The organism is Gimesia chilikensis, assembly GCF_008329715.1.
In the GTDB taxonomy this organism is placed as follows: domain Bacteria; phylum Planctomycetota; class Planctomycetia; order Planctomycetales; family Planctomycetaceae; genus Gimesia; species Gimesia chilikensis.
Genome location: NZ_VTSR01000017.1, coordinates 169,306 through 192,162, shown reverse-complemented (window position 1 = coordinate 192,162; position 22,857 = coordinate 169,306). Strand labels below are relative to the sequence as shown.

The window sequence follows — 22,857 nt, the reverse complement described above, 5'->3', positions numbered from 1 at the left end:
CAGAACTTCAGGCGAGCGGCATTTTTCCGACAGCGATTGCCGTGGCTGTCGCAAATTCCCGGCTGTGGGAGATTGTGATCAGAATCTCCTCGATTCCGAGTTCCCCCGCATACTGTTCTACGCCTCCGGAAATCACAATGGTCGGCTTGCCACTCTTCAGGTTGACCACTTCAATCTCTTTCCAGCCGATCCCCTTCACAAAGCCGGTCCCCAGCGTCTTCATCACCGCTTCTTTGGCCGCCCATCGTCCCGCGTAATGCTGTTCCTTGTTCTTCTTGGTGCCGCAGTACTCGTTTTCACTTTCCGTGAAGACACGCTTGAGAAAGGTATCTCCATGCCGCTCAATCATTTGACCGATGCGTGAAATTTCGACGATGTCTGTTCCCAGCCCGACTATCACTGATATTTACCCCGATACTGATCTATTGTATAATGGAAAACAAAATTCTTTCCCTGGATTTCTGAAACAGAATCGGCCGCGCATGGGTATTACCGGGCAAGGGAGAGTTAATATTAGTGCTTCTTCGTATTTTAACAGTATTTCTATCTACGAAGGCCACTACTCTGGTGTATCTTGAGGGTTCAATTCGCGTCGAACCATTTCGCAGACTTAACCAGCGCCCATCATTAAATCTGAGTCGAGAGGGGAGTTCAAGGTCGAATGAGAGGCTTCTATCGTCTAATACCGGGTTTCCTGTCCTGCTTGCTGTTCACTCCCACTCTTCTGGCCGAGCCCACAGAGTCGCTGGTGGGCAAATCAGTCGACAACTTCAAACTGCAGGATTTTCGAGGCAAACAGGTGCAACTGGAAGACGCCCGCGATCAGAAACTGGTCGTCCTGGCGTTTCTGGGAACAGAATGTCCGCTGGCCAAGCTCTACGGCGATCGTCTGCAGAAACTGGCTGACGAATACGAGACCCAGGGCGTAGCTTTTTATGCCATCATGTCCAACCAGCAGGACTCACTGACCGAAATCGCCGCGTATGCCCGCAAGCATGGGATCAAGTTCCCCGTGCTCAAAGATCCGGGCAACCACGTGGCTGATCAGATCGGTGCCGTGCGGACCCCGGAAATCTTTCTGCTCGATCAGCAGAGAACAGTCCGCTACCACGGTCGTGTCGACGATCAGTACGGCGTCGGTTACATCCGCGACGAACCCAAACGCCAGGACCTGAAAATTGCGATCACAGAACTGCTCGCCGGGAAACCGGTCAGTGTCGCTTCCACGAAACCGCTGGGTTGTTTCATTGGTCGGATCCGGGAACCGGATCCCAACAGCAGCGTCACGTATTCTAATCAGATCGCACGCCTGTTGCAGAAGCATTGTGTCGAGTGCCATCGACAAGGCGAAATTGCACCGTTCGAACTGACCGAATACGAAGAAGTGGCCGGCTGGGCCGAAACCATCGCCGAGGTCGTTCGCGATCAGCGGATGCCTCCCTGGCACGCCGACCCCGCTCACGGAAAATTCTCCAATGATCGCAGTCTGTCCAAAGCGGAAAAAGAACTCATCTACCAGTGGGTAGAAAACGGCGCTCCCGAGGGAGATCCCAAAGAACTGCCCGAACCACGTACGTACGTGACCGGCTGGAAACTGCCCCAGAAGCCAGATGCCGTTTTCTATATGGATGACAAACCATTTACGGTCCCGGCACAGGCAGGCAAACGGGGCGTCAAATATCAGTATTTCACTGTCGATCCCGGCTTCAAAGAGGACAAATGGCTCACTGGTGCAGAAGCCCTGCCAGGCAATCGGGCGGTCGTGCATCATATTCTCGTCTTCGCGCGACCTCCTCAGGGGAAACGGGTTCGCGTGTTCGGTGAAGGCGATCAGTTCCTCGTCGGTTATGTACCCGGTTCACGGGAAGTCATGTTGCCCGAGGGGATGGCCAAGAAAGTTCCCGCCGGTTCCAAGCTGGTCTTTCAAATGCACTACACTCCCATCGGCACCGAACAGGAGGATCGCAGCAAAGTCGGACTGGTCTTTACCGATGAATCCAAAGTCACACACCAGGTCATGACCGCGCACGTGCTGAATCATGAGTTCACCCGACGCAAGTTCCCCATCGATGCCAACGACGACAATTTTAAAATCGAAGGCACTTCCCCTCCCAGCGATCGCAATATGCTCCTGCTGGGCTTCATGCCCCACATGCACCTCCGCGGCAAATCGTTCCGCTATGAATTGCGGAAAACACCGGATGGACCGGGCGAAGTACTACTCGATGTGCCTGCCTTTGATTTCAACTGGCAGACAGCCTACAAGATTGAAAAGCCGATTCCTCTTGAGCCCGGCGACTACATCCATTGTGTCGCACACTTCAATAACTCGGACAGCAATCTTTCCAACCCGGATCCTGATAAACCGGTTTACTGGGGCGATCAGACCTGGAATGAAATGATGATCGGCTATTTCAATGTTGCGGTTCCTCGAGAGGAAGCCAAAGCGGAAAACCGTGCCCAGGCCGTTGCCTTCCGTCTGGTACTCAAACGCGACAAAAATAAGAATGGTCAGCTGGAAAAATCAGAAGTTCCGCTGGTAGAACTCCCCGTCTTCTTCCGGGCTGACCAGAACAAAGATGATGTCGTGACTGTCAACGAACTCGCAGACATGCTGGAAAAAACACGCGGCAATAAAGAGGAGTAACAGCCACGGTCAGGGTTGGGCCGATTTCTTTTTCGACTTGCCTTTACCCTGCTGCTGTTTCTTCTTCTTTCCCTGTCCCAGTGATGCATCATGTGGTGCATCGGGAGCATTTTTCGCAGGGAACCATTTTGCCAGCCGTTGTTTGGTTTCCGCATACTGGGGATCGTCCGCCAGGTTTTTCCATTCCATGGGATCCTGGCTGTGATCGTACAACTCTTCATCGCCATTCTGGTAGCGAATCAGCCGATATCGGTTGTCCCGCACTGCATGGTTCAGTCGCCCATGCGTGGTTAATGCCGGACGTTCCCACGTTTGCGCAGGATCTTTCAGTAACGAAACCATGCTGAGGCCATCCAAGTGTTCGCCGCGCGGGAGCTCGCACAGTTCGCACAGTGTCGGGTAGATATTCATAAAGTCTACTGCCTGATCACATTTGGTGCCTGCCTGCGTCACTCCCGGAACGACCATCATCAGCGGCGCCCGGGTCGCTTCTTCCCATAACGAGAATTTCCGCCAGTGTTTCTTTTCTCCCAGGTGCCAGCCGTGATCGCCCCAGAGAACGACGATCGTATTTTTCGCATAAGGGCTTGCATCCAGTGCGTCCAGCACTCGGCCCACCTGCACGTCCGCAAAGGCAATACTGGCCAGGTAAGCCTGCACCGCATACCGCCAGTTCTCGGTCTTCAGGATCTTGGCATGATCTCCACCTGGTTTCGCCATCCGCACGCCAGCTGGCGGAATGTCATCCAAGTCGTGTTCTGGAACTTTGGGAAGCTGAATCTTGTCCAGGGGATACATGTCATAATACTTGCGCGGCACCTGCCAGGGCATATGCGGCCGATAAATGCCGCACGCCAGGAAAAAGGGTTTCTGGTCAGGCTTGCTCAGAAAATCAATGGCGTAATTCGCCATCTTGTAATCGCTCATTTCCTGGTCCTGTGCATCCAGCACACCCCAGATAATCGTACCCGCACGGGAGTGAGGATCCTTCAGCACAGTCTGCGTCGGTTGGGGATCACCGGTCTGTTTCAGATAGTCATCCCACGATCCGTAGTCGTTATAACGTCCATGAAAGATTTTGCCTGAACCAATCGACTGGTAACCATGATTGCGAAAATGTTGAGGTAGCGTCACGGCGTCCTGCATCACGGGACGCCAGGGCTGGGAATTCAGATAAACGCCCGAACTGGAAGGGCGGATGCCCGTCAGCAACGCAGCCCGCGAAGGATTGCAGGCAGGGGCAGCACAATGTGAATTCGTAAAAAGCAGTCCCCGGGACGCCAGCCGATCGATGTTCGGTGTCTTACAGTCCGGATGACCGCCCAGACAACTGATCCAATCATTCAGGTCATCCACGGCGATAAACAGCACATTCGGCCGTTCCGTCTCCGCAGCCTCGACGCGAGTTTCACCGCACAAAATCAAAGACAACAGCAATACAAAACCGAGGAGCGCGCGACCCATTAGTTTCCCCTTCTAGAAAGTCATGAATGATATGATCGAACGCCGATTATAGCCGCCGCAGGTCACTCAAGGAAAGGAAATAAGACAGAGGAGTCTGAACTGACTAACTGTTCTCGGAGCAGGAACAAAGTCACTTTCAGGATTCGACGTCCCGTCTGACTTTGTTTCCCGTCCATCTCTCACTCTCCTGTATTCAGGCACGGAGATGTATGCTGTCGATTCCGATCCGTATCAGAACAGGCGGTTATACCCATTCAATGCAGCTACACGATACGCTTCCGCCATCGTGGGGTAGTTGAAGGTCGTATTGATGAAATACAGCAGCGTATTCGCCTCACCAGGCTGCGACATGATGGCCTGGCCAATGTGAATGATTTCCGAAGCATTCGGCCCGAAGCAGTGAATCCCCAGGATTTCCAGGGTCTCGCGATGGAACAGCAGCTTCAGCATGCCGGTCGGACAGTTCATGATCTGGGCACGTGCCAGGTGTTTGAACATCGAATGCCCGACTTCATAAGGAATTTTGGCTTCAGTCAGTTCCCGTTCGGTCTTACCCAGCGAGCTGATTTCCGGGCTGGTATAAATCCCGGTCGGAATATCCCGGATCAGGGCCCGTTCGCATTCGCCGTTATCCAGATGGCTCGCCGCATACCTTCCCTGCACATAAGCGGCACTCGCCAGTGACGGATAACCGATGATATCACCGACGGCGTAAATGTGAGATTGCGTTGTCTGGAAGTCATCGTTGACAGCAATCTGCCCGCGGGAGTCGGGTTCGATCTCCAGGGTTTCCAGCCCCAGGTGTTCCGAGTTCCCCGTACGTCCAGCTGCAAACAGCATGATGTCGGTCTTCAGTTTTTTCCCCGACTGTAGATTCATGATGACGCCGTCATCGGTTCCTTCAATCGATTCGTAATGCTCGCAGTGACGCAGCAGAACTCCACTCTCACGCATGTGATAACTCAATGCATCGCTGATCTCGTCATCCAGGAAGTCCAGCAGCGAGCTGCGTGTATTGACCAGGTTGACCTTCATCCCCATCGTGCGCAGCATGGAGGCATATTCGCAACCAATCACCCCGGCTCCGTACACGCTGATCGAACGGGGAGTGAATTCCAGATCCAGGATCGTGTCACTGCAGAAAATATGGGGATGGCTGAAATCAACGTCTGCCGGGCGGTACGGCCGAGACCCTGTCGCGATCACGGCATAGTCGAACGAAATCTCTTCGGTCAGCCCATTTGGCGTTTCAATATGAATGTGGTGCGGGTCCAGGAACCGGGCCTCACCCTCTACCAGATCGACGCCATTTCGTTCATAAAACATCCGCCGCATACCGACCTGCTTCTGAATCACGGAAGCAGCTGTCTTACGGAGCTCAGGAAATTCCAGGTCAAAGACCATCCCGGCCCGTCCCATCTGCCGCATATAGCCGTTGATCTCCGACATCCGCAGAATGGAATACCGTAAGGCTTTACTGGGGATCGTACCTTTGTGCGTGCAGTTTCCGCCGATCTCGACAAACTTTTCGATCGAGATCACCGATTTCCCCTGTTTAATGGCCTGCATCGCAGCCCCTTCTCCACCGGGGCCGGTACCAATCACTGCCACGTCATAATGTGCCTTAGGCATCCCTGAATTATCCTTGACTGTTGATGACTGTTCGCTGAAACGAGCATCCGGGTTTCAGCAGAAGTCGAAATGAAACGAATACTTACGGTCTCTCAGTTGTTAACTTACCACCAATCCGGTTCGGCAAACAAGTCTCGCACGCTCATCGCGAAGTCCGGTAAAGAGTCTCCCCCCGTGATTTTGCCATTGATGTCAATCACTTCACTGCCGCTCGCAGTCCGATATTCCAGCACTTCCTTTTCCGGGGGATCGATGACCCAGATCAGAGGCACCCCCCAGTTGACATAGTCATCGACATGCGCTTTCATCCCCGAGCGGCGCGGGTTGGTCGAGGCAATTTCTATAATGGCATCCGGTCGACGCTCCGTCATCGCCTTGTCTGTCTCATCAAATTGACCACCACTGTTATAAATGCTCACCGCAGGAAACCGCACCGTATCAGGATCGCGTTTGACGACCAGTCCCAGTTCGAAAGTCGCAGACCCTTCCCGCCGCTCATGCAGGTAGCGGGAGAGTGCCTTCGAGATATTGAGCACGATCGTACCGTGCTCGATGTCAGGGGCATCCAGATTAATGATCTGCCCCTGATCCAGCTCGGTCCAGCGTCCAGAGTCGGGGAGCTCAATTCGGGCATCCAGAAATTGTTCAGCGGTATAAGTCGCTGTGTCGGACATTCAATTTTTCCTGTCGGGCCGCATGGTTTTGGTGTCGAGAATGACTTGGAAAGTCAGTTTTTTCTACTCACCTTTCAATTTTCACCGCTACATCATAGCATACACGGGCACTCGACGTCAGTCACGATTCACAGTTTCGCCAACCCCTCATGAGTTTGATCGAGAGATATGAAAATCCGTCCCTATCAGCCCACCGATCTGGACACACTGAAAGCAATCACCGTCGAAGCCTTTCAGGGAGTCTCCATTGATCAGGGAATCGAACAGAAATACGGTTTGATTCAGGGACACGACTGGAAATGGCGCAAAGCCGGACACGTGGCAGCGGACGCCGATCGGGAGCCCACAGGGATATTTGTCGCCGAGCTTGATGATAAAATCGTTGGCTACATTTCCACCTGGCATGATCTGGAAGCCGGCATCGGCTACATTCCCAACATGGCGTTTGTCCCGGAGTGCCGCGGGCAGGGGATGGGACGCAAGCTCCTTGAATACGCCCTGGCACACTTTCGAGAGCTGGGGCTCTCCCTCGCAAAAATTGAAACACTGGAACAGAACGCCGTAGGCAATCATCTCTATACTTCACTCGGTTTTCAGGAGGTCGCCAGGCAGATTCACTTTGTGGCTCCGCTCAATTCTTCTGATTCCCAGTCATCAGCCTGATTCAGCAAAGGACGCGATTCAAGATGAAAATTACAGTCATTGGTTCTCGGGGACAGCTGGGACAGGACCTCACTGCCCGTCTGGCGGGAGAAGGTCACCAGGTCTCCGGTTTGACTCATCAGCAGATTTCGATTGAAGATGCATCCAGTATCGCTGATGCCCTTGCGCAGACGGCTCCCGAACTGGTGATCAACACCGCCGCCTATAACAAAGTGGATCTCGCGGAATCGGAACCGGAAGTCGCTTACGCAGTCAATGCTCTCGGCCCCCGGAACCTGGCCCTCTACTGTCAGCAGCACCAGATCGCACTGATGCAGATCAGTTCTGACTATGTCTTCGGTCTGGATCTGTCGCGGGAGCAGGCTTACCGGGAACAGGATGCCCCCGGCCCCGTCAGTGCCTACGGTCTGAGTAAACTGGCAGGAGAGTATTTTGTCCGTGCACTCTGCCCTCAGCACTATGTGATTCGCACCTGTGGCCTGTATGGGAAAGCAGGCAAAACCGGAAATGGCAACTTTGTCGAAACCATGCTCAGGCTGGGACAGGAACGCGATTCCCTCTCGATCATTAACGATCAGCACTGCACACCCACCAGCACGCGCGATCTGTCCGAAGCACTCGCCCGACTGATCGCGACTGAGCAGTACGGCTTATATCACGTGACCAACCGCGGACAGACGACCTGGTATGAACTGGCACGGACCCTGTTCGAGATCGCTGGGATCGAAGTCGAAACACAGCCTATTACCACCGAACAATATAACGCCGCAGCCGACCGCCCCCGATTTAGTGTCCTTGACTGCTCACACCTCGAGCAGGTGACCCGCTTCGAAATTCCGGATTGGCAGACTGCGCTGGAGAATTACATTCGGTCTTAAATAGCAGGATGTGTAATTGTGATCAGTTTCAGGGTTAGCTTCCCTGCGCGAACCCTGGCTGTCCTGTGAGTGTCCCAACCGGTTCTCGCGATTATGGCTGGGATACCAGTTTCTCTGTTCAAGATCCCCTGCTTTCGTATCTCCAGGGGGCCGAAACTATTGCAGCTGAGAATTTGGTTTGATACACTCCCCCTTCCCGCGATGTTAATTTACGGAAGTCTCTGCATATTCAGAGCTTCAAACGTTGACATTCCACGGGAAAAACAGCATAAAGAGTGCTGAATCGGCTCTGTTTTCAGCAGCCGGTACAGTCAGGAGAGATGGCAGAGTGGCCGAATGCGCCGGTTTGCTAAACCGGTGAGCCGTGCAAACGGTTCCACGGGTTCGAATCCCGTTCTCTCCGTATTCAAAATAATGGTCGTTGTAAATACTTAGAAATAAGTGATTTGCGACGACCATTTTTTATTTGGTGACGGGCGACGAATTGCCTCGTTGTGCCTTCACCTTGGGTTTAGCGCCGGCAATGCACTCTGTTTCTTCGGTCCAGACTTTTTGTGCGATCTCTGATCCGCACGAAAAGCGGCCGCCAGCCTCGCTCCCTGCCAGTCTGACGACTGATGCACACCATACAACGTGCTCTGAAGTTCCTGCACCGCCGCTTTGAGTTCCGGGCTGATTGAAGAATCCACGCCCCGGCAGTTCAACCAGATCTGCCAGGCTCTTTGAGTTGCATGAGGATCATTGGCCCGGCAACCGGCCAGCAGCTTTCGCGCAGCCACGTGTTCCGGTGAATTCCAGTGTTGTCCGATCCAGCGCAGGCCGTTCCCAATCTGTCTTCGTTGCCAGTACATAACAACGAAGCAAGTGCCGAGAACTGCCAACCCGATATAAATCGATTTCGGGGAAGCCTCTCCAGGAGCATCAGTGACAGGAACGGCCGACCCTTTCACTTCAAACGTCACCGCCGGCAGCGTCTGAGAGCCGAAGGCTTTCTTCTCCGGGTCCCACCACTGGTAGCGAATCGCCGGCAAGGTCCATGTCCCCGCTTCCTGCAACTGATAGGTCAAGGTATCAACGCGCGTTCCGATGAAAGCACCACGCTCCGTCTTGTCACTCACCGTCGGCTGCCCCAGGTAGAGCCGCACACCCGCAGGCACCGCTTCGGGAGGAGGTGCCAGTGCCATCCCGGTCACCTGGTCCGCTTCCTGGCTAATCGTCCGCTGAAACACGGCTCCTTGCGCGGCACTCCCCGGCTGGGGATCCCAGCGTTCCTTAAGTTTGAATAAGTCGGTGGTAACCAGAAAGTCCTGGGCAGAACTGCCCGGCGGTCGCTCGATTTTCACCTGGGCCGCGGGCACCTGCACACTCTGATCGTGTACCGGTCCGGTAAAACCATCTTTATGACTGAACCGCACCGTGAACTCCGGAATCGTCACCGTTCCACTCTGTTGCGAAAACAAAGCGAATTCATGCGTCTGCACGAACCAGGTTTTGCCCTCGATCTCTTCGGAAGACACTACCGGACTGCCCGTCTTAATAATCACCACCCGCGGAATCTCAGGCAGGGAAAACATCGCCGCCCCGGAAAACGAACCCGGTGCCCGCAGCTGCACCGTAAAGGGAACCTGCTGCCCCACCCACCAGGTTTGCTCCTTGATCTGGATTGATGCCGGTTCCACTTCCGCAGCCACCAGTCCCCGCGACAGCAGGCTCATCAGTAACGGCATCAGCCAAATGAAAACTCTCATTCCGGCGTTCCTTCCTGCTGCAGTGCAGACTGATATGCAAATTTGGAGCGGAGAAAGTCAGCCGGGTTCGTCTGCACCCGCCGCAACCAGATCGACTGGACTGTGGAGTCCGATGCAGCCTGTTCCCCGGCAATTTCTGTATCCTGTCCCCCGCGTTCTTTATTGAGGTCGAACACCACTTCGTCGGCGCCTTCCTGCTGATCGCCGAGGTCGCCCCCTTTGGTTTCCCTCAGTTTCGCCCGGGCTTCTGCCAACGCACGATTCTCCTCCGCTGCTTTCCAGCCGGGACGCAGCTTCAACGCCCGCTCATATTCCGCAATCGCCTGCTCATATTTTCCCAGCAGCATCCAGGCGTTTCCCGCATTAAACCGCGCCTCGGGACTCGAACCCCGTGCAAAGGCCTGCGCCGCTTGTTCGAACTCTCCTGCCCGGTACCAGGCCGCCCCCTGCCACTCGGGATCGGTAAAGATTTCGGCCGCCTGCTGATATTGTTTGTCTCGAAACAGGCGCTGCCCCCGCTGGTCCGGCGTCAGCCACCAGCCCGTCCACGATAAGGCAACGATCAACACCAGGGACACTCTCATTGCACCTCCCTGCCGTTGAACTGTTTCTCGCGACGGAACCCGGCTGCCACAATCACCGCCAGGAAAGGCACCAGCCAATATCCCATTTCCTCCCAGCGCTGATCTTCACCAGCCACCCCGACCACCGACTTCCGCTCAGCCGCTTTCGCGATCGCGGTCACATCAGCATCGTCCGGCGTCAATTCCACCAGTGAGGCCTGTACTGCCTCCGCCGCCCGTTGCAAAGAAGGATCATTCCGCAGTGCCAGAAACTGAATCGGAAACGCACCTTTTTTCAGTCCCGCTTTGACCAGCGAGGCGGCATCGTCTGTCACGCTGTCTGCTATCACCAGCACCGTTCCGCCCGCATCGCCCCCCTTCAGGATCTCATCCGCTTTCTCCAATGCCAGCTCGAGTCGGTCTCCGGGCTCAGGCATGATACCCGAACTGATCTGGGCCGCCATCTCGGCCACAATCGACGTATCCCGTGTGGGAGGCAGCACCAGATGCGCCGACCCCGCGTATGCAATCAGCCCCACCGGTTGTCCCTGACGGATTCGAATCAGGTCGTCCACTTTCAATCGGGCTCGCTCAATTGCTGACGGCAGCGGATCCGGCTGATCCATACTCTTGTCCGCTTTGAGTAGAATCATCAACGGCGCCGCATCGGCGGCAAACGGATTCGGTTCCTGTTTCCAGGTGGGCCCCGCAATCGCAATCACCGCCAGCAGCCAGCCGACGAGCAAGATCAGGGCCGAATAGTCCCGATGTGTCGTATTCCGCACGGTCATCGCCTGCAGCAGTTCAGGAGCGATCTGTTCGCGCCAGCCTCGCAGCGGCGTTGTATGCCGACGCCAGAGCCACCACAGTCCACCAACCAGCGGCAGCAGCCACAAGTAGCCCGGTCGAATGAAATGCAACTGGCTGAAGGCCTCCATCATGACACCACCTCCAGTTGACCACTGGTCGGGTTCACCCGCACTTCCGCCGACGTCTGTTTCAAAGAGGGTTCCCTGCGGGCCCGCCAGACCACCAGCACCTTCTCCAGCAGCGACAGGAACAGCGCCACCAGCAGAAAATAATGATACAGATCCCGTCGCGGTCGATGGCTGATCGTCTTCACTTCTCGCGTTTCAATCCGGTCCAGTTGCTGGTAAATCTGCTCCAGCTGCTTCCGGTCGCCGGCAAAGAAATAAGATCCGTGGGCCACCCGGGCCACCTCTTTCAATGTCTCAGCGTCCAGCTTGTCTTCACCGGCGGTCGTCGGATCCCCTATCGCCACGGTATGAATCCGGATCTCCCGCTGGGCAGCAATCCGCGCAGCCTCGACAGGCGGAACCTGGCTTTTGGTATCGTTTCCATCCGTCAGCGCAATGATGGTCTTGGCGGGAACCTTGCTCTCCTGAAACAGGTTCACCCCCAGACCGATCGCATCACCAAAGGCAGTCTGCGGCCCGGCCATCCCCACCTGGCATTCATCGAGCAGAGTTCGCACCAGCGAAAGATCAGTCGAAAAAGGCGCCTGCAGATAAGGGGCGGAGCCAAACACCACCAGCCCCACCCGATCCCCCTTCCGGCGGACCAGAAAATCACCCAGCACCTCTTTCACCGCTTCCAGCCGCGTGATCGCCTTACCGGCCGGATTCACAAAATCCTTCTGGTCCATCGAGCTCGACAGATCGACCAGCAGCAGCAGATCACGGGTCGGCTCTTCTTTGACGACAGGCGGCTCGATCCATTGTGGACGCGCCAGCCCACACAGTACCAGCCCCCAAATCAGCGCTGGCAACAGCAGTTGACGGGACTGCCTGACGGCGGCAGCCACGGGCGCCTGGTTCCGCATCACGGCCGTCAGTCGCTCACCAAAGGGAACCCGCACCGCGACCCCAGTCGATTCCCGGGCCGGGAGAAAATATCTCACCAGCCAGGGTACCGGCAAGAGAGCGAAGATCCAGGGATAAGCAAAGGCAAACATGTTTTATCTTGATTCCCTCTGCTGCAGTTCGGGAAGTCGATGTTGTCGAATCCAGCTGGCGGCGTACTGTTTTAGTCCCTCAATCTCACCCGCTGAACCATCGTAAACGCCCACCGTCAATTGCCGGGAAATCTGCTCGTCCATTGCGACAGGTGCGTGCGCCGCCAGCCACCCTGTCCAGGCGGCTCCGGTCTGCGCTGCCACTTCCGCGCGAGGAACCACCATCAGCGCCGTGCGTCTTAACAGTTCCGAGACTTCTAATATCGACTGTGCCTGTTCCAGTTCCCGCAGTGCCTGACGACGATAGCGATTCGCCGCCCAGTGTCGCCAGCTCCGGTAAACCAGATACAGTGCCACCCCTCCCAGTGCCGCCAGCACCACGTACCAGCCGGGAGCCGGGGGCCACCAGGGAATTGCATCCGGCAGTACAATGTCGTGCATCCGGTCCAGGCTGGTTGCGTCGTTTTTCATGAGGGTCGCGCCCTGTGTCCCAGCAGAGAAAGCACTTGTGGGCCCGCAGGCAGTGACGTAGACACAGGCATCACGGGCACCTTCAGATTACGAAAGATTTTCTGCCATTCATCAACACGGTCCTGGAAGGCCTGTCGAAACTGGTCTGTAAAGGCAGCGTGACTGGGAATTTCCCACAGCTCCCCCCGATCGGCGGCCAGCATGCCCGGTGCCCCGGACAGCGTCGCCCCCAGCGGATCATAAACGGCGGCCACCAGCATATCATTGCGGGCGGAAATCAAAGTTGAAAGCCGACGAGTTTCCGCATCCGCACCATCCAGATCACTGATCAGGACCACCAGGTAGTCATGCGTCGCCACATGCAGGGCCTTCTCCAGGGCATTGTTTAACGTGACACTCCCTTCTGCACGCTGCTCGGAAGCCAGCCGCTGGTTCATGTTGACGATTTCATGAAACAGCCGCAGCACACGCGTCCGACTGCGGTGCGGTCGGATCTCCACGACTTCGCTTTCGTTGAACACCAGCCCCCCGACGCGGTCCCCCACTTCGAGAGAACGCCATGCTCCCAGGGCCGCCAGTTCTGCCGCCACCACCGATTTCATCGCCCGCCGCGATCCGAAAAACATGGGTAACCGCTGATCCACCACAAACAGCACCGGCCGTTCCCGTTCTTCACTGAAGACCCGCACGTGCGGCGATCGCAGCCGCGCCGTCGCCCGCCAGTCGATCGAACGTACGTCGTCTCCTTCGTGATAGTGACGCAGCTCCTCAAACGTCAGCCCCCGCCCCCGCAGACGCGAAGCATGTCGCCCCGCCAGCAACGAAGTGACCGGCTGCCGTGGCAGCAGAGAAAATCCGCGCGCTTCGGCCTTCATCAGAATCAGTTCTTCGAGAGTAATCGAAACAGCAGCACTCATCGGCTGACCTCAGACGGCAACGACCGTTTTCAGAAGTTCTTCAATCACATCAGTCCGTGAGACCCCCTCTGCCTCCGCTTCGTAGCTCAGATGCACGCGATGTGCCAGGCACGCCGAAGCTACCGCACGAATGTTGTCCGGCGAGACAAAGTCCTGGTTGTTCAGCCAGGCATGTGCCCGCGCGGCGGCATCCAGAGCGATCGTTCCCCGCGGACTGGCCCCCAGGCGAATCCAGCTGGCCAGTTTCCCCTTCCGTCGCTCAGGATTCCGCGTGGCCAACACCAGATCGACGATGTATTGTTCTGCAGCTTCCGCCACGTGGATTTCAAATACCTGCTTCCGCGCCTCGAAAATTACGTCCTGCGAAATGGGAACCGGTAACTTTTTTACCGCAGCCGCTTTTTCCTGCCGCACCAGCCGCATGATGGCCAGCTCATTCTCACCGATGGGATAATCCACATTCACGTAGAGCAGGAACCGGTCCATCTGTGCTTCGGGCAACGGGTAAGTTCCTTCCTGTTCAATCGGGTTCTGGGTCGCCAGTACCAGAAACAGGTTCGGCAGTCGATGTGTCTTGCCCGCCACGGTAACCTGGCGTTCTTCCATCGCTTCCAGGAGTGAAGACTGCACCTTCGCCGGGGCACGATTGATCTCATCCGCCAGGACCAGGTTCCCGAACACAGGCCCCTGCTGAAACTCGAACGTCGCGTTTTGTTCGCGATAGATTTCCGAGCCCGTCACATCGGAAGGCAGCAGGTCGGGTGTAAACTGCACACGACTGAACTGGCTTTCGATGAGACTCGACAACGTTTTGATCGATCGCGTTTTCGCAGTGCCAGGTAAGCCTTCCAGCAACACATGGCCATCCGCCAGAAGGGCAATCAGCAGCCGTTCCACCACAGCCTCTTGTCCCAGAATAGCAGCATTCATCGCTGTTGAGATTTGCAGAATCGATTCACGCGGATTCATGCACGTTCCTTCATTCAGAGTCTGGCAGCATCCTGAATGCTACCTGCTGGCAAAGAAAACAAAGCGGAGCGATCCAGGTGGTCACTCCGCTTTGATTATAAACTCCACAGTAAGAAACGCGAGCTTATTGAGCCCCGCCAGTTCCTTCCTGCAGTTTTTTCGTCACTTCATCCAGATTGAACGAAGCCGGTTTCTGACGTGGTGGAAACTCTTTGAACGTTTCCAGGAAGTTGCCCGCGTATTGCTGCGCGGGTACCAGCAGAAAGGCATGCTCGAGCAACCAGTCATAATAGGTGTTGGAGGTGATATTAGCCTGCTCATAGGGATCAGCCCGTAAATCGAACATTAACGGCAGACGTAGCGGCGTGAACGGCTCCGCCCAGACTTGAAGTGTCCCCCGGGCACGCTGTTCCAGGAAGACCAGCTTCCAGTTCTCAAACCGCAGGCCCACCAGTTGGCTGTCATCATTGAAGTAGAAGAAAGATCTGCGCGGCGACTTCTTCTCTTTACCTGTCAGATAAGGCAGGATGTTGTAACCGTCCAGGTGAACCTTATAGGTTTTGTTTCCCGCACGATGCCCCTTCAGCAGTTCCTCTTTGATATTGCTGTCACCGGCAGCTGCCATCAGAGTCGGCAGCCAGTCCATCCCGCTGACGATCTCGTTGGAAACAGCGCCCGCTTTGATCTTGCCTGGCCAACGCATCATGCAGGGCACCCGGAAAGCACCTTCCCAGTTCGAGTTCTTCTCATTCCGGAAGGGGCTCAGTCCCGCATCGGGCCACGAGTTTTTATGCGGTCCGTTGTCGGTCGTGTAGATTACGATCGTATTGTCGGCAATTCCCAGTTCGTCCAGCTTCTTCAGCAGGCTTCCAACCTGGTTGTCGTGCTCGATCATGCCATCTGCATATTCTGTGCGTGCCGTCAGGCCTGGCTGGTCGCGGTGTTCATCCTTGACATGCGTCCGGAAATGCATGCGGGTCGAGTTCCACCAGCAGAAGAAGGGCTTTTCTGCTTTGGCCTGGCGTTCGATAAAATCAATGGCTGCAGAGGAGGTCTCTTCATCCACTGTCTCCATTCGCTTTTTCGTCAGGGGGCCAGTGTCTTCAATTTTGCCGTCCGCACTGGATTTGATCACACCCCGCGGACCAAATTTCTTGCGGAATTCGGGATCGCGCGGATAATTGCGGTTTTCGGGTTCTTCCTCTGCATTCAGGTGATACAGGTTACCTAGGAATTCATCGAATCCATGATTCGTGGGCAGGAATTCATCCTTGTCCCCCAGGTGGTTTTTCCCGAACTGCCCGGTCGCGTAACCCAGCGGTTTCAGTAGTTCTGCCAGGGTCGGGTCTTCGGCTTGTAATCCCAGATCCGCACCAGGGAGCCCCACTTTTGACAGGCCGGTCCGGTAACTACACTGCCCGGTAATGAATGTTGAGCGTCCTGCAGTACAGCTCTGCTCCGCATAATAGTCGGTAAAGATCACCCCTTCGCGGGCGATTCGATCGATGTTGGGCGTGCGGTAACCCACCAGCCCCATCGTGTAGGCGGAAACATTGGTCTGGCCGATGTCGTCCCCGAAAATAACCAGGATATTCGGCTTTTTACTGGATGAACTGTTCTGCTGGGCAAAAGTTTGAGTCACCAGCGTGGCACAGATCAATAAAGCCATTGATCCCCAGCGGCATAAACTCTTCATGGCGGATTCTCCCTGAGATGAATGAGATTGGTAAATGCCTCAAGTGCAAGTTCGCAGAACTGATCTTGAAAATCAATCTTGAAGACAGGCCCGTTGTCGTGAACTCGAATGAGATGTACAGGTATGTTTTATTCTAGACAGATCATTTAATAATACCAATGAAAATTCTATGAATCTCAAAACCTGAAGCGCAGGAGCAAAATCTGGCGTTTAGTAGAAATTGCAGGGGAATTCCTCAGGCACATTGCCGAGAAACTGTGGCAGCAGAAAAATTCAACAGAATCCTATCAGCAGACATAACTGTCATGGGTTTCACGTTTTCTGTTTTTGTCGTCTCTGCTTAAGTTCAGGGACGAAAGTATGTGGTAGGTATCCGCGTTGCGATTTGATGTTACTTACTACCTGCACCATGAATTCTGCAACGGGACAAATTATCTGTCGTCAGTCGTCTGTTTCTCCCTGATTTTCTGCCATGCATATTTTTCGTTCTGATTCAGGTGTCGATGACGCGGACTATGTCCATGTTGAGTATTCCGGGTGGAAAAAGGTTGCTCAATCACCTTTCCTGCAGGCTGGTCTCGCCAGTTTATTCCTGATTCTAGTACTGGTTCTGTTTCAGAAGCCGTCAATCATACCGCAGACAACTTCCGAATCCGCAACTGAGCTACAGCAGCGACAGGTGGTTGGTCAACTTCAGGTTCAGACGGCAGAAATCGTCAAACATCTGCTGCTGTTGAGCAACCCGCAGCAGGCTGCCAGCAGCTATCAAAGACTGGACGAATTATTAAATCAGTGGAATGCACAGCACCATCAGCTCAGTCAGACGGTCAAAGACTCCGCTACCGCAGCCGCGAAGCTTGATGGACAAATTACCCCGCTCTTTGAGCAGATTACATCAGACGTCCTTGAAGCGTTGTCAGGACAACAAAGTCCTGAGGCCATGTTACCTCGGGTTCTCACCAGCGAGCAGAAACTGATGCCCCTGCTGGTAGAGTTTCAGTCTGTCTTACCTGATGCTGACCAGGCGCAGACAGGCCATGCGGCTTCTGTTTCCCATCACTGGTTTTTCTGGCTGGTATTGCCAGTCACAGCCTATGCAGCCAGTTTTTATCTGTTGACCCGTGTCAGAAAGCGACAGGACACCCTCGACCAGAGAGAAACGGATCTCGATTTACGCACACAGAATCTGAAAAGTAATCAATCTCAACTGGCTGCGTCCATCTCGGCTTCATTTCATGAAACCTGGTCCTGGACAGAGCAGACCAATGAATTCTGGTGTTCGGAATCATTCTGGCGTGTGTTCGGCTATACCGCAGAGTCTGAGTTTCCCCTTGCTCAGTATGAAGAATTCCTCAGTCATCTGGGGGCGGGAAACAGAGAGTCCTGGGAAGCAGCGATAGAGCGACATTTGCAGGAAAATAAACCAATCGATCTGAAAGTTCGCACCCGGAATCAACTGGGGTTCTCCCGCTGGGTGCGAATCCAGGCCCAGGCCTTGAACGGAGAACGGGAGGGGCAGCGGACACTGATTGGGACCGTCGAGGACATTCATGATTATCAGCTGACGAAGTTACAACTCAACCAGAGTGAAAAACTTCTATCGCGTGTTGGTGAAGTTGCCAGGATCGGCGGCTGGCACCTGGATCTCGAAACGCGAGAACTGTTCTGGACTCAGGAGACGTATGCGATCCATGAAGTCGAGCCGGGATATCGCCCTTCCATCGAGACCGCGTACAGTTTTTATACTCCTGAGGCACGTCCCGTTTTGCAAAGTGCGCTGGAACGATCGATCGAAACCGGGCAGTCCTGGGATCTCAAGCTCCCCTTCATTACAGCGAAAGGACGACATATCTGGGTGAGAGCTCAGGGGGAACTGGAATACGAACAGGGGAACCCCGTACGCCTGGTGGGTGCTTTTCAGGATATTACGGAAGAAAAGCAGCGCGAAGCAGATTTTCTCATCCTTCAATACGACGAGTATACATCCCGAGCGCATCTGGATGGTGTCATCCGGGCGGCTACGGAAGTCTCCATCATTGCCACCGATCCCGAGGGCATTATCACGCTGTTCAGTCCTGGAGCCGAGCAGTTGCTGGGGTATTCAGCCAGGGAAATGATTGGCATTCAGACTCCCGAATGTTTTCACCTTGCAGAAGAAATTGAAGAACATGCCCGGGAATTGACTACTGCGCTCGGACGTAAGATTGAAAATTTTGAAACCTTTATCGCGCTGGCGCAACAGGGAGACTCTGACAAGCGAGAATGGACCTATGTCTGTAAAGACGGCAGCCATCGTACCGTAGAATTGACGGTGACTGCGATTCGCGATCAGTATCAGCAGATCGAAGGCTACCTCGGGGTCGGTATCGACATCACTCTACAGAAACAGAATGAAAAACAGCTATCGCGACTGGCAACGGCAGTCAGTAAGTCGACGAATGGTGTCGTGATCACGGATGCCCAGGGACGCGTAGAATGGGTCAATGACAGGTTTACGCGAATCACAGGCTATAGTCTCGAAGAGGTCATGGGCCAGACCCCGGGGGCGATGCTCCAGGGAGAGAAAACCGATCCCCAGGTGATCGAGTACATGTCGCGAAAGATTCGCACGGGAGAGAGCTTCGAAACAGAACTGATTAACTATCACAAGTCAGGGGCAGAATACTGGGTCCATCTGAAAGTCGATCCGATTCTGGACGCGGATGGCATGCTGACCGGTTTCATGGCCATCGAAAATGATATTACGGAGCGCAAGCAGGCGGAACAGGAACTGTTGGACAGCCGGGAAAAAATCCGCCGCCTGATTGATGCCCTGCCTGTCGCTGCATATACGTGTAATACCCAGGGACTGATTACCTATTACAACCAGGCAGCAGCCGATTTCTGGGGGCGGGAACCACAGATCGAAAATCCGGAGGACCGTTTCTGTGGTTCGTTCAAATTATTCGGCACTGATGGAAGTCCGATTCCGCATGAGAAATGCTGGATGGCGCTGGCTCTGGACACTGGGAAAACTCTTCACGGGGGAGAGATCGTAGTTGAGTCCGAGGACGGCAGTCGCAAGACCGCACTCGCACATGTCAGCCCGCTGTTTAATTTCGAAGGGGAGCTCACTGGGGCGGTCAATGTGCTCGTAGATATTTCCGATCGTATTGCTTTGGAGAAGTCTCTCAGAGAAGCAACAGTGCGGTTGGAACTCTGTCTGAAAGTGCTGGATCAGCATGCGATTGTGGCCGAGACCGATTTGAGTGGTACCATCCGTCACGTAAATGAAATGTTCTGCAAAGTCAGTGGATATTCTGAAGCAGAAACGATCGGGCAGACTCACAGCATCGTTAATTCAGGAACTCATTCCCGGGAATTCTGGAAAGAGGTGTTTCGCACCATTGCCGCGGAAGGCATGTGGCAGGGGGAAATCTGTAATCGGCGTAAAAATGGTGAACCGTACTGGGTCGATACGACAATCGCGACGATGAAAGATGGGGAAGGAACTCCCACAGGCTATCTCGCGATTCGAAACGACATCACCGAACTCAAACAGGCACAGGAAGCAGCGCTGGCGGCTTCTCAAAGTAAGAGCGAATTCCTGGCCAACATGAGCCACGAAATTCGCACGCCTCTAACGGCGATTCTGGGATATGCCGACTTGCTGAAAAATGATGCTGAGTTCTCAACGTCACCGCGAAAACGGGATCAGGCAGTAAATACTATCCAGGAGGCCGGCAACCATCTGCTGACGGTCATTAACGACATCCTGGATCTGTCCAAGATTGAAGCCCAGAAAGTGCAGCTTGATTACACAACGACCCAGGTGTTTCAAATTCTGGATCATATCGAGAGCCTGCTGCGTCCCCCGGCGACGGAAAAGGGAGTGGAGATGGTGACACGGATTCAGAATCCGATTCCCGATCTCATCAAAAGCGATCCCACCCGACTGCGTCAGATCCTGATGAATCTGGTCGGGAATGCAGTCAAATTTACTGAGCAGGGACAGATTCAACTCATTGTGGAACTGTCTCAGCAGGGCGAGACAGCGTTTCTGCAATTTGATATCCAGGATACCGGCCCCGGAATGTCCTCGGCACAGGCAGAAAAAATCTTCAACGCCTTTTCCCAGGCTGATACCTCGGTCACTCGCCAGCATGGAGGAACCGGACTGGGGCTGGTGATTTCGCGGAAACTGGCCCGACTGATGAACGGAGAGGTCTCGCTTGTCTGGACCAAGGAAGGAACCGGAACCTGTTTTCGTCTGCTACTTCCCATAGAGACCGTCGACGAAACCAGGTATGTCACGAGTCGTTTGCAGGACGAACTCGAACAGACTGAGCATAAAACTTCACTCGCAACGCTCGCACTTCCTGCGGGTACTCGAATTCTGCTGGCTGAAGATGGTCCCGACAATCAACGGCTGATTTCCTTTCTGCTCAAGAAGAAAGGGGCTGAAGTCGATGTCGCCGACAATGGCGCGATTGCATTGCGCAAATTCCATGAAGCAGAACAGGCAGGACAACCTTACCACCTTCTGCTGACAGACATGCAGATGCCTGAAATGGATGGATACACTCTGGCCAGCACGCTTCGTGCTGCAGGTGCAAAGCTACCCATCGTAGCACTTACCGCGCACGCCATGGCCGAAGATCGACAGAAGTGCCTCGACGCAGGCTGCGATGATTACCTCAGTAAACCGGTCAACAGCAAAGTACTCGCGAAAACGCTTCTGCACTGGATTACACTGCAGACGCCGACTGAGACCGAGCCTCCTTCGGTGCTCTGATCTCAGTCGAATGTCAGCATAGCGGATTGATCACTTAAGCCGGTTGTGCTCCCGGAGTACCCGCTTCGACTACGAATGCAGCCCGCGGAGTGACATGCCCCCCGGGACGGGTGACATCATCCACCACCATGTACTCGCTGGTCCAGTCTTTAGGAGTCACGGTGCAGCGGACATAGCCACGTTCGGAGTTCTGGAACTGAACGCAGGGGTTGTGTGAGAGAATGTCAGCATGCCCTTTTCGTTTCTGCACACCGTTCCCACCACTGCTGATGGAGGTTCCTACAAATTCGGTTGCCACGACAGGTGTTTCCGGCTTGCGGTCATCCACACGCAGATTATTCACCCAGTTGGAATGAATGTCACCTGTTAACACCACCGGATTGGGGACGCGGCGATCAGCCATGAATTGCATTAACTGCATCCGTTCATAGGCACTGCCGGGCCACTGGTCCATGGAATAGACCCGCTCTTCATCTTTCGAAGAGAAACTCACCATGCCCATCATCACCTGCTGGGCCAGAACGTTCCAGGTTGCATCTGAGCTGATCAGCTGGGACTGCAGCCAGTTCCGCTGTGGACCACCCAGCAGCGAATTACTGCGTGCCATAGCTGATTGATTCAGCGGAGATTTCTTATCCCCGTTCGGCTGATCGGAACGATACTGGCGCGTATCCAGCACAAAGAAATCTGCCAATCGTCCAAAACCACCCTGGCGATAGAGCTGCATATGCGGTCCCTGTGGCAGACAACCAGGTCTCAGCGGCATCATTTCATAATATGCCTGGTAAGCGTTGGCCCGTCTGAGCAGATAGTCAATCGGGTCGGCATCCAGTTCTTCGGAGACATCAGCGGCACAGTTATTATCAAATTCATGGTCATCCCAGGTTACAAACCAGGGGCATTTCGCATGCATGTTATGCAGCAATGGATCAGCGCGGTACTGGGAGTGACGAATCCGGTAGTCGCCCAGTGATTCGATCTCGGGGCCAAAGTGTGTGCGGATCTTGCCGTTTCTGCCAGACTGATATTCGTAGATGTAATCGCCCAGATGGAAGACCAGGTCCAGGTCGTCCTGGGCCATCTGTTCGTAGGCGGTAAACAGCCCCTGTTCATAGTTCTGACAGCTGGCGAAAGCAAATTTCAGCTGGTCCGGCATCGCGGTGGTTTCAGGCATTGTCCGCGTACGTCCCACGGGGCTGACGGCATCGCCTGCCTGGAACCGATACCAGTACCAGTGATCGGGTTTCAGGCCTTTCGCTTCCACGTGCACGGAATGCCCGAGCTGTGGAGTTGCCTGGGCCGTGCCTGAAGCTACCAGCTTCTGAAAGCCTTCGTCTTCCGCCAGTTCCCATTTGACTTCAATCGGCTGAGGACCTAAACCGCCGTGGGGCTGCAGTGGTTCGGGTGCGAGGCGGGTCCATAAAATCACACTGGTCGAGTCCGGATCGCCCGAAGCGACACCCAGAGTGAATGGATCTTTCTGGAAAACGGGAGAGGGATTTGCCCAACTGGCTCGACCCAGTAAAGGGAGAGTCGACAGCGCTGCACCATAAGATAAAAAGAGACGACGGCTGATACCGTTCTCTGCTTTAACTGCTTCATTAAGCCGTTTGTAATCGAACATACGTAATATACCTGTTTCAGTGGAATTGGCGGGTGGGAATTATATGAATGTGTCTGCGTTGATCACGCGTTACAGGAACGGCAGATGCGACGGAGGATTTACCGTGGACGGCCTTCCGGGATGGATACTTGGATTTTAAATCCTCTGAGAGGGGCCCGGCAA

17 protein-coding genes and 1 tRNA gene are annotated in these 22,857 nt (G+C 54.6%); 5 read left to right on the top strand and 13 right to left on the bottom strand.

Features of this window, described 5'->3' with window-relative positions; genetic code table 11:
- Window positions 1-7: 7 nt before the first annotated feature.
- Complete coding sequence (gene acpS / locus FYZ48_RS20960) at window positions 8-400, bottom strand: holo-ACP synthase (protein WP_145044266.1); 393 nt, start codon at window positions 398-400, stop codon at window positions 8-10.
- A gap of 303 nt (window positions 401-703) precedes the next feature.
- Here acpS and FYZ48_RS20955 point away from each other — a divergent pair, with 303 nt between their 5' ends.
- Window positions 704-2,647 (top strand): redoxin domain-containing protein, encoded by a 1,944-nt coding sequence (locus tag FYZ48_RS20955; RefSeq protein ID WP_242022728.1) that lies wholly within the window; start codon window positions 704-706, stop codon window positions 2,645-2,647.
- Window positions 2,648-2,656: 9 nt separating this feature from the next.
- Here the strand turns inward: FYZ48_RS20955 and FYZ48_RS20950 are convergent, their stop codons facing one another.
- The 3 genes from FYZ48_RS20950 to FYZ48_RS20940 all read right to left on the bottom strand — a co-directional run bounded on the left by FYZ48_RS20950 (window position 2,657) and on the right by FYZ48_RS20940 (window position 6,417).
- Complete coding sequence (locus tag FYZ48_RS20950) at window positions 2,657-4,111, bottom strand: sulfatase (RefSeq protein ID WP_149343987.1); 1,455 nt, start codon at window positions 4,109-4,111, stop codon at window positions 2,657-2,659.
- A 231-nt stretch (window positions 4,112-4,342) separates the two neighbouring features.
- Entirely contained in the window at window positions 4,343-5,743 is a 1,401-nt protein-coding gene (gene sthA / locus FYZ48_RS20945; RefSeq protein WP_149343985.1) for a Si-specific NAD(P)(+) transhydrogenase, read from the bottom strand.
- A gap of 104 nt (window positions 5,744-5,847) precedes the next feature.
- Window positions 5,848-6,417 carry a Uma2 family endonuclease gene (locus FYZ48_RS20940; protein ID WP_149343983.1) on the bottom strand — a complete coding sequence of 190 codons (570 nt, stop codon included), beginning with the start codon at window positions 6,415-6,417 and terminating at the stop codon, window positions 5,848-5,850.
- A 168-nt stretch (window positions 6,418-6,585) separates the two neighbouring features.
- Between FYZ48_RS20940 and FYZ48_RS20935 the strand changes: the two genes are divergently transcribed.
- The 3 genes from FYZ48_RS20935 to FYZ48_RS20925 all read left to right on the top strand — a co-directional run bounded on the left by FYZ48_RS20935 (window position 6,586) and on the right by FYZ48_RS20925 (window position 8,361).
- Window positions 6,586-7,080 carry a GNAT family N-acetyltransferase gene (locus FYZ48_RS20935; protein ID WP_149343981.1) on the top strand — a complete coding sequence of 165 codons (495 nt, stop codon included), beginning with the start codon at window positions 6,586-6,588 and terminating at the stop codon, window positions 7,078-7,080.
- Window positions 7,081-7,103: 23 nt separating this feature from the next.
- Complete coding sequence (rfbD, locus tag FYZ48_RS20930; protein WP_149343979.1) at window positions 7,104-7,958, top strand: dTDP-4-dehydrorhamnose reductase; 855 nt, start codon at window positions 7,104-7,106, stop codon at window positions 7,956-7,958.
- Between the two features lie 314 nt (window positions 7,959-8,272).
- A tRNA-Ser gene (locus FYZ48_RS20925) sits at window positions 8,273-8,361 on the top strand.
- A 97-nt stretch (window positions 8,362-8,458) separates the two neighbouring features.
- On the opposite strand, the gene FYZ48_RS20920 is transcribed toward FYZ48_RS20925, so the two are convergent.
- From FYZ48_RS20920 to FYZ48_RS20885, 8 genes are all read right to left on the bottom strand, one after another.
- A complete protein-coding gene (locus FYZ48_RS20920; protein ID WP_149343977.1) occupies window positions 8,459-9,706 on the bottom strand; it encodes a BatD family protein in 1,248 nt (415 codons plus the stop codon).
- Complete coding sequence (locus FYZ48_RS20915) at window positions 9,703-10,290, bottom strand: tetratricopeptide repeat protein (RefSeq protein ID WP_149343975.1); 588 nt, start codon at window positions 10,288-10,290, stop codon at window positions 9,703-9,705. The genes FYZ48_RS20920 and FYZ48_RS20915 overlap by 4 nt, the downstream gene beginning before the upstream one ends.
- Window positions 10,287-11,210: a VWA domain-containing protein gene (locus FYZ48_RS20910; protein WP_149343973.1), complete on the bottom strand. Its 924-nt coding sequence runs from the start codon at window positions 11,208-11,210 to the stop codon at window positions 10,287-10,289. Before FYZ48_RS20910 ends, FYZ48_RS20915 begins: the two co-directional genes overlap by 4 nt.
- Window positions 11,207-12,244, bottom strand: a complete 1,038-nt coding sequence (locus FYZ48_RS20905; RefSeq protein WP_149343970.1) for a vWA domain-containing protein — start codon at window positions 12,242-12,244, stop codon at window positions 11,207-11,209. Before FYZ48_RS20905 ends, FYZ48_RS20910 begins: the two co-directional genes overlap by 4 nt.
- 3 nt (window positions 12,245-12,247) lie before the next feature.
- The gene (locus tag FYZ48_RS20900) at window positions 12,248-12,715 is read right to left on the bottom strand and encodes a DUF4381 domain-containing protein (protein ID WP_149343968.1); all 468 of its coding nucleotides are present in this window, start codon (window positions 12,713-12,715) and stop codon (window positions 12,248-12,250) included.
- Complete coding sequence (locus FYZ48_RS20895) at window positions 12,712-13,632, bottom strand: DUF58 domain-containing protein (RefSeq protein WP_149343966.1); 921 nt, start codon at window positions 13,630-13,632, stop codon at window positions 12,712-12,714. The genes FYZ48_RS20900 and FYZ48_RS20895 overlap by 4 nt, the downstream gene beginning before the upstream one ends.
- Window positions 13,633-13,641: 9 nt before the next feature.
- Window positions 13,642-14,601: an AAA family ATPase gene (locus FYZ48_RS20890; protein ID WP_149343964.1), complete on the bottom strand. Its 960-nt coding sequence runs from the start codon at window positions 14,599-14,601 to the stop codon at window positions 13,642-13,644.
- 124 nt (window positions 14,602-14,725) lie between these two features.
- The gene (locus tag FYZ48_RS20885) at window positions 14,726-16,297 is read right to left on the bottom strand and encodes an arylsulfatase (RefSeq protein WP_242022727.1); all 1,572 of its coding nucleotides are present in this window, start codon (window positions 16,295-16,297) and stop codon (window positions 14,726-14,728) included.
- Between the two features lie 472 nt (window positions 16,298-16,769).
- On the opposite strand from FYZ48_RS20885, the gene FYZ48_RS20880 reads away from it, so the two are divergent.
- Window positions 16,770-21,071 (top strand): PAS domain S-box protein, encoded by a 4,302-nt coding sequence (locus tag FYZ48_RS20880; RefSeq protein WP_149343962.1) that lies wholly within the window; start codon window positions 16,770-16,772, stop codon window positions 21,069-21,071.
- 34 nt (window positions 21,072-21,105) lie between these two features.
- On the opposite strand, the gene FYZ48_RS20875 is transcribed toward FYZ48_RS20880, so the two are convergent.
- Window positions 21,106-22,695 (bottom strand): alkaline phosphatase D family protein, encoded by a 1,590-nt coding sequence (locus tag FYZ48_RS20875; RefSeq protein WP_149343960.1) that lies wholly within the window; start codon window positions 22,693-22,695, stop codon window positions 21,106-21,108.
- Between the last annotated feature and the right edge of the window lie 162 nt (window positions 22,696-22,857).